The following is a 12,598-nucleotide window of genomic DNA, read 5'->3' as shown; positions in this document are numbered from 1 at the left end:
AAAGAAGCCGCCCCGAGGGGCGGCTTCCGTAAGTGTCGTCTGGATTGGTGGATTAGAAGAAGATGATCCCACCAACCTGGAACAGATCGTAGTCTTCGAAGCCTTGGCTCACAGCCTGCGTGTTGCCGGCTGCGTTGACGCCGATGAAGTCGATATCGGCCGCCTGGTGCTGCCAGCGAGCGAACACGTGCATCGCTGCCGCGTCGATCTCCTGGACCGCGCCAAGACCCCAGCGCTCGATTTCCGAACCCGTCACGTACAGGCCGTTCGCAGCGTTGTTTCCGCAGAAGTTGGAGGCAGTGCCGCCGACCCCGACGAAGTTGGCACAGGTGTTCGTGCCCGCAAGGCCGTTGAAGCCGTCGTTATACTGGCCGTACTCGCCGTAAAGGACCGTCGCGCCGAGCGGGTTCCACGTCCGCTTCAGGAAGCCCTTCAAGTACCAGGAGTCCCAGCTCGGGATACCCTGCTGCACGCCGTTGTAGTTCACGTAGTTCGCGTCGATCTCTTCGTAGTTGTAGTAACCATAGAGACCAAGACCGGTCGGAGCGTGCATGACCGTACCACCGAACTGGTGGATCGAGGTCGACCCCGTCTGGTTCACGCTGAACAGGTTGCCGTTCGACTGCGTGTACGAATAAGCTGCCGAAATCTTAAAGTCGGCCCAGTCGCCCGTGTAGAACACGGCCAGGTCCCAGATCTCAGGAGCATCGTTCACCGGCGCAAGACGGAAGCTGTTCGAGTAGTCGTCCGTGTAAGACGCCTCGATCCGGAAGCCGCCAAACGTCGGCGAGTCGTACCGGATACCGCTCTGCGGAGCGCCGTAGCAGTCGCCGCCGATCGGGCCGACGAGCGAACAGTTCAGGAAGTTGCCCCAGGTCATGCCGGACAGGCCGTTGAACCCGGAGGCAGCGTTCTTCGGACGAAGCAGGAAGCCGCCGCCTTCGAAGAACACCGCGTTCGATTCGATCACCGTGCCGGAGATGTCGGCCAGAACAGCCGCGTTATCCGACGCAGGGCTCAGATAGCCCAGGTTGATCGTGCCGTAGTCGTCACTCTTGATGTACATGTACGAGTACAGCGTCTGGATGCTGCCGAGGCTGAGCGAGTCCTGGGCAAACTGGTTCGAAAAGATACCGAAGTTGTTGCCGTTCAGGAGGTTGCCGGCCCAAGCGCCAGGCGTCGTAACCGTCAAGTTGTAACCGCCGGACCAGCCCGGAGCGATCGTCGCAGAACCCGTGATCGCAAAACGGGACCCAAGGTCGGCGTCCTTCGTGCCAACCCAGCTGTCCGTCAGAGCGCCGTCATCCCACCAGTTCATCGACTCGATGACCCAGCCGGATACCGTCACGGATACCTTCTTGTTCCCCTTCTGCACTGCAGATGCTTCAAGCTCGGCTACCCGCTCTTCAAGATCCGCGCAGCAATTGCCGCCATAACCCTGCGCACTCGCAGGCGCAGCGCTCAGAGCGTAAACCCCAAGCCCAAGCGCGGCTGCAATGGCAATGCGGCTGGATGTTTTTGTCAGTCCCCCAAACATCTCCATGTCCACCTTCCCTGGCCAAAATTGACTAATCCAAAACTCTCGTTCTGCGGCGGTTCAGCGCCTTACCGGCTTTGCTGTCGCCAAAAATATGGACGAGTTTCCGCCAGCAGAGAGTTCTAATATTGCTTATACGCGATCCCCTCCGAAGGTAAATTGCTAACAAAGCGTGCGGGGCCCTTTTCGGCCCAGTTGTGACATTTAGGCCACGAGATATTCGCTCTGTCTCCGAGGGTCCGAGATGTCCATGCACACACGAATCCGGAAAGAAAATCAGCATGTTACCTGGGACGCGCCCGGTCTGCGCAGCTGCTGCCGGACGAGCGGACTTGGCGCTGCAGCTCAGCGGCCTGTCAGCCGGCTGTGCACAATTCGTGTCCAGATCCGGATACATTTCAGGGCACTCCGGATTCGCCTCTATGGGTCAAGCTGTTACCTCTTCCGGGTGGCGCATTTTGGGTCGCGATGGGGTGCCGTTTGGGTTAGAAATCATGCCTCGGCTCGGGCAACCGAGGCGGGACGTGCGTGGCCCGGCCCCGTCGCGGTTGGAGGCCCCATTCGGGGCTTGGTTTCATTGCGTTGTCTTGGTCGGGCTGGCTGTATTGAGTCGCCTATGTTCCGTCGCCTTGGCGTTCGGACGGCCAGGGCCCAAAAATCAATCAATTCATTCCAAGGATGAAATCAGGGCGGCGCAGACTATGTCTTCTCAAAAAACAGAGCCCTTGAAAGGACTTCGCGTACTGGTCGTCGAGGATCAGGCCCCGATCGCACTCCAGTTGGAGGACATGCTGGTCGAATCCGAGTGCGAGGTCGTCGGCCCCGCGAGCCGGGTGGGACAGGCGCTGAGGCTGCTGAGCGACAATACCGTCGACGCCGCGGTCCTCGACCTCAACGTTGCGGGCGAATTGGTCTACCCGGTCGCCGATGCCCTGGAAGCGCGCGGGCTGCCTTACGTTTTCGCTACCGGCTACGACCCGAGCGACGTCGCGGGCCGTTACGGGCACCACCGTGTGCTTCAGAAGCCATTCTCGCGCCGCGTGTTTCTTCAGGCCATTCGCGACACGATCCGGCAAGACTGACCCGGCCAGCCCCTCCATCGGCGCGGACTCCAGCGCCGCCCCGGCCGGGCTTCGCGGAAATTGAGATGCCTCAAACACAATTGTGAAAGCCATGCGACATTGGGTCGACACCTGAGCGGCCTGTTGTCCTTGTGATGACGCTGGGATTGGGCTAGTTAGCAGGAAGGCTTCAGTACCGGTTAGGACTTTACGCAAGCCCTACAAGAACTTGTGCCAACCGTGCTGCTCAGGCTCTCCATTCCGTTCGACCAATTGCTGGGTGGCGTTGGCGAACGCCAAGGGTCTAGGGAAACGGAGACACATGGACTACGAGAATCAGTTCCGCCAGCATCTTGAGTCTTTGCATCAAGAAGGCCGGTATCGCGTATTTGCAGATTTGAAGCGGCGCTGCGGTGCCTATCCCGTCGCCGACCACTACACCGAGAGCGGCACGCGGGATGTGACGGTCTGGTGCTCCAACGATTATCTGGGCATGAGCCAGCATCCGGCCGTGCGCGACGCGATGCACGAGGCGATCGATCAGGTCGGCGCCGGCTCAGGCGGCACGCGCAACATTTCCGGCACGACCCATTATCACGTGGAACTGGAAAGCGAGCTGGCTGACCTTCACAACAAGGAAGCGGCGCTTCTCTTCACCTCCGCCTACATCGCCAACGACGCGACCCTCTCGACGCTGACGCGCCTCATACCGGGCCTGCAGATCTTTTCCGACGCGAAGAACCACGCCTCGATGATCGAAGGCATCCGGCACGGCGGCGGCCCCAAACATATCTTCCGGCATAATGACCTCGATCATCTCGAGGACTTGCTCAAGTCGGTCCCGCTGGACACGCCAAAGCTGATCGCCTTCGAGAGCGTCTACTCCATGGACGGTCATATCGCGCCGATCGGCACGGTGTGCGACCTGGCGGACAAGTACAACGCCCTGACCTATCTCGATGAAGTTCACGCCGTGGGCCTGTATGGCCCGCGCGGCGGCGGCATCGCCGAGCTAGAAGGCGTGATGGACCGTGTCGACATCATCAACGGGACCCTCGCCAAGGGCTTCGGCGTCATGGGCGGCTACATCGCCGCCAGCAAGGCCTGCTGCGATGCGATCCGCTCCTACGCACCGGGCTTCATCTTCACGACCTCCCTGGCGCCCGCCGTGGCGGCCGGCGCCCTCGCCTCGATCCGCCACCTGAAGCGGTCGGAGTTGGAGCGTGCTCGCCACCGCGAACGCGTGCAGACGCTGAAAACCATGCTGGCGGATGTGGGGGTGCCCGTGATGGACAACCAGAGCCATATCGTACCCGTGATGGTCGGCGATCCTGTCCACTGCAAGGCGGTCACCGATACGCTGCTCACCCAGTACGGAATCTACGTGCAGCCGATCAACTACCCGACGGTTCCGCGTGGTACCGAGCGCATGCGCCTCACGCCCTCGCCCGTGCACACCGATGCCCAGATGGCGTATCTCGTCGACTCGCTTCGTGAGCTATGGGCCGCCTGCCCGGTGGCCAACGGACAGTATGTGAGGCTCGCGGCCGAGTAGCCGCGAAGGTGCCCATGAAGGTACCTGTGCGCGCCGGAGCGTTTGCCGCCATCGTCCTTCTTGCAAGCGCAAGTGCCGGTCACCTAGCGCCGGCCTTGGCATCCGCCGCCGACGGCGAGCTTTGCCTCGCCGCCGCGGAAAAGGTCGACGACGGGCAGACACTGACTCCAGAGGAGATCGAGGAAGCGCGAGGCGCCTGCGGCCGCGCCATCACCGCCACGGCAAGCATCTTCCAGAAATACCAATTCGAAGAGGCCTACTTCGCGGTCACCGGGACCCGGTACAAATACTAGGCGCGGGCGATCGACGCGAACGGACCGCTACCGCCGCATGATCCACGCGGCGGTAAAGGATATGGCGAGAAGAACGAGCAGGCACAGCAGCACGACCACCCCGATCGCGCCTAGAATGCCTTTGAGCGTGCCCCAAAACCCGAATGTCGCCACCATGGCGGCAAGCAGCAGAAGAACAATTATCGGCATGCGTCGTTCCTTTTCCGGGTTCTATCACCCGTAGAGTCTTGTTCAGGCCAACCCGGTCGCCGACCTACATCCGCCCCAACAGGAGCTTGCGCATCATGTCCGCGCCGACCGCGGCCTCGACTTCGCGGAAGGCGAAATACGGGAACAGGGCCACGGAGAAAATGAGCCACCAGGCGAGCATGCCGCCCAACCCGCCGCCGAGGCTCAGGAAGCCCTCCCCGATGCCGGCAAAGCCCAAGACCCCCATCTCCACCGCATAGGCCAGGACCAAGGCCGTGACGAAGACGAGCGTCTTGTAGGCGATCGAATAGACCAGCGGCTTGAGCGCGAGGTTCTGGAAAAAGCTGTGGCGCTCCGCCAGCGGCATCAATCGCATCAGCACGAATGCGTTGATGGTGGTGAGCACGAAGAAGCTCAGCCCAACACCGTATTCGGCGCTCCCGACCACGGCATGCACCGTCAGCACGACGAACACGGCCCAGAGATAAGCGCAGAAGCCGCCGAAGGTCTTGAGGTCGGCGACGAGTTGCTCCTGAAACGACAGTTTGGGAGCCTCGGCCTCTCCCCGCAGGGCCTTGGCCAGCTCTCCAACATGGTCGTCGAGCGGATCGTCAAAGAGGGAATCGTCGTCGAAGCCGTCATAGCGCGGCGCGGCCGGGCTTGCTTCAGCGCCGGACTCAGTCGCCGCGGCATCCGCTGCCGCAGGCGCTTCGGAGGCAACGAGTGAATCGGGCGAGATGTCGTGTTCGTCGTCTGGGAGGAACTCGGTGTCCTCGACGGCAGTCTCGGATACCGGCGCCTCGTCGTCGGTCGGGGCGAGCCCGAAGATCGCGTCGGCAGGCTTCCATTCGTCGAGACCGGCCGTCCACAGAAGGTCGCCGGGCTGAAAATTGCCGCCCTCGGCGAACAAGGACAACTCACGGTCCGAAAGCGGTCCATGCTGCTGGCCGTCCCGGCTCAAATACCAGCTCGGTTCCGTCGGCTCCGCGTCGTGCTCGTTCACCCCTGCGTCCTGCATCGGCCTCCCCCCAAGCCCAACTCAAAGCCCTCAATCGTAGTTCCGTGCCTTAGCATCCCCCACGATCAGCCGTCGAGGCCTGAAATTAGCGTCACGAGACCTGCGGCTGGAAGTAGCAATTTGCGCGCGGCGCCTATTTCGCGGCCAGGTGGGCGCCAAGGCGAAGACCCCACGCGTAGATAGTCAAAGACGGGTTCACTCGGCTTGCGCGAGGCAGCGGGCTCCCATCGCCGACATATAGATTCTCCATCCCGTGCACCTTGCCGTGCGGATCGACCACCGAATGCGCCGGGTCATTGCCAGTCACCATGCTGCCCAACGCATGGGCCGTGCCGGCCATGCCCATATACTTGTTGAAGCCGACGAGCCCAGCCGCCAGGAGCCGCTCGATCCAGGCATCGACCAACGCGTGGTGCTCTTTCACGGAATGCGGGATGCGGTCGAGGCTGTAGTCCATGATGGACCGACCGCCGGGGCCTCCTGAAATGATCCGGTTCTCCGGGCTCGACGAATCCTCGGTTGTGGCCCAGAAGCCGATCGCCCTCTTGCCGAGCAGCTTGTCCACGAAACTCGGAACCTCGGAGGAACCTGGGCCGCGAGCAGCTCGGCATCGATCCAGCCGAGACACTGCATCGAAGAGTGAGGAAAGCGGTCGTTATAGAGAACGGCCGTCTTGCGCAGCATGTCGTGATCCACGAACGGCGAAAAGCCGAGCAGCGCGGAGTTGATGTGCATCTTGAAGTTCGCGCCGACGAGATCGCCGCACTCGAGCGAGAAGCCGTTGGCATGCAAATGGTCCTGGAGGATCCGTGGCGAGCTCATCGCGCCTGCTGCAAGCACGACGGTGTTGGCCTCGTAGGTCGACCCGTCCGCACACTGAACACCGATGATCTTGCGGGCATCGCCCGGCGCAGACACGAGCGCCGACACGGGATCGCCCGCGATCAGTTTGAGGTTCGGCTTGTCGCGAATGTGGTCGATCAGGTTGCGTTCCGAATCCGACTTCAATCCCGAAGGCGATGCGAAACCGTCGAAGTGTTTTTCTTCTTCCGGGTGATTGACGATGTCGTGCGACAGACCGAGCGGAAGCTGATGCAATTCCCATCCAGGATCCGCCGTCGTGATCTTGTCGAGCAGAGCTTGAAGCTGCGGCTCGTTCTTGAACGTGGTGATCCGCAGGAACTCGGTCGCTTCGTCGTAATAGGGTTCCAACTCCTCGTAGCCGAACGGCCAGCCGAGCAAGTCGAAATCCGGCTCCGCCTCGAACTCCACCGGGCGAAAGCGAAACAGCGCCGCGCCATACCATTTCGTCTTACCGCCCACATTGTAGAACTCGCCCGGGACGAATTCGCGCCCCTTGCTGTCGAGCCACGGCACGTGGTTCTTGAACACACCGTCGATGAAGACTCTGCGCACGTCCAGGGTCGAGGAATTGCGCGGAAGATACGGCCCCTTTTCCAGCAGGAGCACCCGCTTGCCCGCGAGCGTGAGCTTGTAGGCGACGCTCGCTCCCCCGGCACCACTCCCCACTACGATCACGTCATATTGGGCGGACATGATGCACTCCTTTAACGTGTGAGTCGGATAGTCCGGTGGTGGACTTGTTGATTCGCGCGGTTTTTACGCGTCAGCACCGTTGCCGATGCGATCCGCGATGTCTAGTTTGGATGCCGACCATTTGACCTCGCGTTCATATCGTTCCGGTTACAGCGTTAGTGGAATGTGAAAAACCTTCCCTGAATTGGAGACTGTAAATGCCCCTGAAGAACAAGGTCGCGATCGTTACTGGCGGAAATACGGGCATCGGCAAGGCGATCGTTCTCGAGCTCGCCAAGCATGGCGTGAACATCGTGATCGACTACGTCGCCCACCCCGAAGCCACGGACGCGCTCGAACAGAAGGTCGCGGCGCTCGGTGACCAGTGCATCGGTATCGACGCCGATGTCAGCAAGGTCCCCGACTTGGAGAAATTGATCGGGGGCGCGGTCGCCAAATTCGGCAAGCTCGACATATTCGTGAACAACGCCGGCATCGAGACCCGGACGTCGGTACTGGACACCACCGAAGACCAATACGACGCCGTCATGAACATCAATCTCAAGAGTGCGTTCTTCGCAACGCAACTCGCCGCCAAACAGATGATCAGCCAGGGCAACGGCGGACGGATCATCAACATCACCTCGGTCCATGAGGACTGGCCGATGCCGGGCAATACGGCCTACTGCCTTTCCAAGGGCGGCATGCGGATGCTCACGCGAACCGCGGGCGTCGAGCTCGCACCGCACGATATCCTGATCGTCGGGGTCGGACCCGGCGCGATCGAGACACCGATCAACACGAGCACGATGGACGATCCCGCGAAGCTCAAGAAGCTGGACGCGGCGATCCCGCTCGGCCGCATGGCGAAGCCGGAGGAGATCGCCTCCGTCGTTTCCTTCCTGGCCGGCGACGGCGCGAGCTATATGACCGCCACCTCTGTGATCGTCGATGGCGGCTTGATGCAGTCGAGTCCCGGGCTTTAGAGTCGCACCGCCATGGCTCTTCCCATCGAAGACTACGCCCTGATCGGGGATTGCGAGACGGCCGCGCTCGTCGGCAGGAACGGGTCCATCGACTGGCTGTGCCTGCCGCGTTTTGATTCCGAAGCTTGCTTCGCGAGCCTGCTCGGCGACGAAAACAACGGGCGCTGGCAGATCGCGGCAACCGATCCGAATGCGAAGGTCACACGCCGCTACCGTCCCGACACGCTGATTCTCGAGACGCGCTTCGAGACGAAGACCGGCGCCGCGACGCTCATCGACTTCATGTATCCGTGCGAGAAGCACCCCAACGTCATCCGGCTTGTGGTCGGCGAGAAAGGCACGATCGAACTCGATAGCGAACTCATCGTGCGTTTCGGCTATGGCGAGTCCGTGCCCTGGGTCACCACGATGCCCGACGGCCGTTTGCGGATGATCGCGGGTCCAAGCCGGATCGTGTTGCAGTCGTCCGTCGAACTGCGCGGTGAGAACTTCAAGACCAAAGGCACGTTCAAGGTGAAGCAGGGCCAGACGGAGTCGTTCGCCTTGACTTACACGGAGTCGTGGACCCCCGAGCCGGTGGAGTTCGACGCCGAGTCCTTGATCCATGGCACGGAGGCGTTCTGGAAGAATTGGACCTCCAAGTGCACGACGAAGGGCCCCTACGCCGACATCGTCAAACGCTCGCTCATCACCCTCAAGGCAATGACTTATGAGCCGACTGGCGGCGTCGTGGCGGCGGCGACCACGTCGCTGCCCGAGCACTTCGGCGGCCCGCGCAATTGGGACTACCGTTACTGCTGGGTTCGCGATGCGACCCTGACGCTGCTCGCCCTCATGAACACCGGCTACTACGACGAGGCGCGCTCGTGGCGCGAATGGCTTCTGCGCGCCGTCGCGGGCAGTCCGAAGCAGATGCAGATCATGTACGGCATCGCGGGCGAGCGGAGGCTGTACGAGGTCGAGCTGCCTTGGCTCAAGGGCTACGAGAACTCGACGCCCGTGCGGATCGGCAACGCCGCGCACGATCAGGTGCAACTCGACGTGTACGGCGAAATGCTCGATGCCGTGCATCAGGCCCGAAAGGGTGGACTGGCGCCTCTTCAATCCGGGTGGGACCTCCAGCTTGCGATCATCGAGCAGGTGGAGGACGTCTGGCACAAACCCGATGAAGGCATTTGGGAAGTCCGCAGCGGCCCCGAGCAATTCGTCTATTCGAAAGTCATGGCGTGGGTCGCCTTCGATCGCACCATCCGCAGCGCCGAGCGCTTCAAGCTGGACGGCCCCATCGAGCGCTGGCGCAAGACTCGCGAGGCGATCCACAAGCAGGTTTGCGAAGAGGGCTACAACGCGGACCTAAACAGCTTCGTGCGCTCCTACGGCTCCACAGAGGTGGATGCCAGCCTGCTGCTCATTCCCGCCATGGGTTTTCTGCCGGCGACGGACCCGCGCATAGTCGGAACGGTCGAGCAGATCGAGAAGACGCTGATGAAGGACGGCCTCGTTCAGCGCTACGACACCTCGAAAGCCAATGACGGGCTCCCGCCCGGCGAAGGCATGTTCCTTGCCTGCAGTTTCTGGCTTGTTGACGCCTATCTGATGATGGGGCGCGAGAAGGACGCGATTGCGCTGTTCGAGCGGCTCATCGGCCTCGCCAACGATCTCGGGCTCTTGAGCGAGGAATACGACACGGACGCCAAACGGCTATGCGGGAACTTCCCTCAAGCCTTCTCGCATCTCGCGCTCGTCAACAGCGCCTGTAATCTCGGACGTAACGGCAGGCCGGTCGAGCAGCGCACCAATTCCGAAAATAAAGCGGCGTCGAAGAAGACCGCGACCAAGGCAGGGGCAACGCACTAGACGGAGCGAGCATGAAGGGGTCGGCGCGAATCTCATCGAGCAATCTATCGGGCGGGAGACTCACCATGCGCGAAGTCGGACGCTTGATCGCCTTAAGCCTGGCATTGCTGTTCGCCACGGCAAGCGCCGCGGAGGAGGCCACTCCTACCACGGCCGACGCCGAAGCCAACGTTCCAAGCTACATCCACGACATCCAGCCCCTCTTCAACAAGAGGTGCGTGGCCTGCCATGGCTGTCTCGGCTCCCCGTGCAATCTGAAACTCTCGTCGTTTCGCGGACTCGAGCGCGGTGGGTTCGGCAAGAACCCCTATTCCAACCATCTCAACGCGTATGCACGTACCGACATGGACGTGGTCAAGACCACGGAAGAGTGGCGCAAGCGCGGCTTTTTTCCTGTGCTGTCCCGGGGCGGCTCCCGCGAAGAGAACCTGTCCCGGTCTATGCTGACTCAGGTGATCGAGGCGGGCGCCAAACACAACACGCCGGGGTTTTCCCGGAAGGCCCTGATGCCGCTTTACGCCAAGCGCTACGAGCATCGGTGCCCCGCGACGCCGGAGGCACTGTCGCAGCAAATCGACACGAACCCCGCGATCGGCATGCCGTTCGGACTGACGGCGCTTGCCGGCAAAGACATTGAGACGCTGCGGGACTGGGTCGCCGCGAACGCGCCCGGCCCGACGGATGCCGAGAAGCGCAAAGAAGACATGGTCGCCGACCCGAAAGCGGTGCGCGCCTGGGAGGACTTCTTCAACGCGGACGATAAACGGTCTCAGCTTGTCTCCCGCTACATATTCGACCATTTGTACCTGTCGATGATCGTCCTGGAAGAAAGTCCCGGCGACTACTTCCGGCTTGTACGGTCAACGACCCCGCCGGGGGACGCGAGCCAGAACCCGCCGGCGCACGTCGACGTCATCGACACGCCCTTTCCCTACACGAACCCTTACAAGTACGCGGGCGTGGATCGCTTCTACTATCGCCTACAGAAAGTCACGACCCCGCGTGTTCAGAAGAACCACTTCGTCTGGAAGCTGAGCAACGCGGATATCGAACGCCTTCAGAAGCTGTTCCTCGCTCACGACTGGGGCAAGCATATCCATCTCGACGGGAAGCACGACGCGCCCTGGGATCTCGGCAATCCCTTCAAGGTCTACGAAGCGATCCCCGTCGAAGCGCGCTATCGCTTTCTGCTGGAGAATTCGGAGCTGATCGTATCGGGCATCACCTACGGCCCCGTGTGCCTCGGGCAAACCGCGACCTATGCCGTGAAAGACCAGTTTTGGGTCTTCTTCGTCGATCCCAAATACGACGTATCCGTCCGCGACCCAAAGCTTGGGCTTCAGACCTGGGACACCTTCATGGACCGGTCCCTGTTCGGAAACGACGCGTATGAGCAGGCCTATGGGGCCGCGCTCGAAAAGCTTCGGCCCAAGGGATACACGATCGACGCGGTTTGGAACGGCGACAAGACCAACGACAACGCCTGGCTCACCGTCCTGCGTCACGAATCGAACGTCTCGGTCATGAAGGGCCGGCAGGGCGGCATTCCGCGCACGCTGTGGCTGATGGACTACAGCGGCTTCGAGCGCATCTATTACGACACGGTCGCCAACTTCGAATATTGGTCGGGAGACATTCCCAAGCTGGAGACGCTCATCTTCTTCAACTATTTGCGCCAGGAGTTCGAGGACAACTTCCTTTTGCTGCTTCCGGAAGGAGAACGCCAAAAGTACCGCGATGAGTGGACGCAAGGCCTCGGCCAAGTGGCGCTCGCCCTCGAGCCTTTCGCCGGCGAGGAGCAGCCGACGCAAGTCAAGACATCCGCCCGCGATCCCATAGTCAGCCTCGTCGAGGATCTTCAGGAGCATATGGGTGAGACGGTCAGCGGTCCGCCGGACCTCTTGAATCCGCACGTGAAGCCGAAGGTCTCGCTGGACGATCCGATCACGAGCTATGACGAGTGGGTTGCCGCCGCATCGCTGCTCACGCAAACGCGCACCTACAAGTTCCCGCGTTTCCTGCCGAGCGTGATCATCCTGCGGCTCAACGATCCGGAAGGACATGCGCGGGTCTATTCGCTCATCGCTAATCGAGTCTATGAAACCCAGGACACGATCCTGTTTCAGAACGGCGAGAAGCTGCCGCACCTCTATACGATGAGCATCTACCCGACCATCGTGGGCGGCTTCCCGAATTATTTTCTTGAAATGGATCTCGCCCAGTCCGGCGACTTCCTGCGCCGCTTGCGCGACGTTCAGACTCTGAGGGACTGGAATCGCCTGCGCGACCGCTACGGGATCTTGCGCAACAGCCCGCGATTCTGGGAGACATACGACTGGTTCACGAACTGGAACGAGAAGCACCGGGGCATTTACGCCGGCTATCTCGACCTCTCCTATTACGACCTCTTCGACTCGGTCTATTAGGCCTGCGGACACCCACGGGCGCCCGGCGCAAAAGGAAAGAGGGTAATCGCCGGGAGGGAATAGCGATCACCCTCTCTGTCCTGCCTACCGGTCAACGTTGGTCTGGTAGGGGTTCGGGAAGCCCTCGGCCGCGACAGGCG

The 12,598-nt window shown here is 61.5% G+C and carries 11 protein-coding genes; 6 read left to right on the top strand and 5 right to left on the bottom strand.

Going from position 1 to position 12,598, the window contains the following annotated elements; all coding sequences use genetic code 11:
• Window positions 1-52: 52 nt before the first annotated feature.
• A complete protein-coding gene (locus tag DCY11_RS10495) occupies window positions 53-1,543 on the bottom strand; it encodes a porin (protein ID WP_108682845.1) in 1,491 nt (496 codons plus the stop codon).
• A gap of 719 nt (window positions 1,544-2,262) precedes the next feature.
• On the opposite strand from DCY11_RS10495, the gene DCY11_RS10490 reads away from it, so the two are divergent.
• The 3 genes from DCY11_RS10490 (at window position 2,263) to DCY11_RS10480 (ending at window position 4,446) form a co-directional block, all read left to right on the top strand.
• Entirely contained in the window at window positions 2,263-2,619 is a 357-nt protein-coding gene (locus DCY11_RS10490; protein WP_245409340.1) for a response regulator, read from the top strand.
• A 301-nt stretch (window positions 2,620-2,920) separates the two neighbouring features.
• A complete protein-coding gene (gene hemA / locus DCY11_RS10485) occupies window positions 2,921-4,153 on the top strand; it encodes a 5-aminolevulinate synthase (RefSeq protein WP_108682843.1) in 1,233 nt (410 codons plus the stop codon).
• Window positions 4,154-4,167: 14 nt separating this feature from the next.
• Complete coding sequence (locus DCY11_RS10480; RefSeq protein WP_108682842.1) at window positions 4,168-4,446, top strand: hypothetical protein; 279 nt, start codon at window positions 4,168-4,170, stop codon at window positions 4,444-4,446.
• Between the two features lie 27 nt (window positions 4,447-4,473).
• On the opposite strand, the gene DCY11_RS15700 is transcribed toward DCY11_RS10480, so the two are convergent.
• The 4 genes from DCY11_RS15700 to DCY11_RS10465 form a co-directional block, all read right to left on the bottom strand.
• Window positions 4,474-4,635, bottom strand: a complete 162-nt coding sequence (locus DCY11_RS15700; RefSeq protein WP_174202147.1) for a hypothetical protein — start codon at window positions 4,633-4,635, stop codon at window positions 4,474-4,476.
• Between the two features lie 64 nt (window positions 4,636-4,699).
• Window positions 4,700-5,653, bottom strand: a complete 954-nt coding sequence (locus DCY11_RS10475) for a DUF4339 domain-containing protein (protein ID WP_108682841.1) — start codon at window positions 5,651-5,653, stop codon at window positions 4,700-4,702.
• A 133-nt stretch (window positions 5,654-5,786) separates the two neighbouring features.
• Entirely contained in the window at window positions 5,787-6,110 is a 324-nt protein-coding gene (locus DCY11_RS10470) for a GMC family oxidoreductase (protein WP_108682840.1), read from the bottom strand.
• Window positions 6,074-7,210, bottom strand: coding sequence for an FAD-dependent oxidoreductase (locus DCY11_RS10465; RefSeq protein ID WP_108682839.1), 1,137 nt, complete (start codon window positions 7,208-7,210; stop codon window positions 6,074-6,076). The genes DCY11_RS10470 and DCY11_RS10465 overlap by 37 nt, the downstream gene beginning before the upstream one ends.
• Window positions 7,211-7,407: 197 nt before the next feature.
• Here DCY11_RS10465 and DCY11_RS10460 point away from each other — a divergent pair, with 197 nt between their 5' ends.
• The 3 genes from DCY11_RS10460 (at window position 7,408) to DCY11_RS10450 (ending at window position 12,458) form a co-directional block, all read left to right on the top strand.
• Window positions 7,408-8,175, top strand: coding sequence for an SDR family NAD(P)-dependent oxidoreductase (locus tag DCY11_RS10460; RefSeq protein WP_108682838.1), 768 nt, complete (start codon window positions 7,408-7,410; stop codon window positions 8,173-8,175).
• A 12-nt stretch (window positions 8,176-8,187) separates the two neighbouring features.
• A complete protein-coding gene (locus tag DCY11_RS10455; RefSeq protein ID WP_108682837.1) occupies window positions 8,188-10,032 on the top strand; it encodes a glycoside hydrolase family 15 protein in 1,845 nt (614 codons plus the stop codon).
• Between the two features lie 65 nt (window positions 10,033-10,097).
• Window positions 10,098-12,458, top strand: coding sequence for a fatty acid cis/trans isomerase (locus DCY11_RS10450; protein ID WP_159079947.1), 2,361 nt, complete (start codon window positions 10,098-10,100; stop codon window positions 12,456-12,458).
• Window positions 12,459-12,598: the final 140 nt, after the last annotated feature.

Source organism: Methyloceanibacter sp. wino2, assembly GCF_003071365.1.
In the GTDB taxonomy this organism is placed as follows: domain Bacteria; phylum Pseudomonadota; class Alphaproteobacteria; order Rhizobiales; family Methyloligellaceae; genus Methyloceanibacter.
This window is presented reverse-complemented; position numbering and strand designations above follow the sequence as displayed.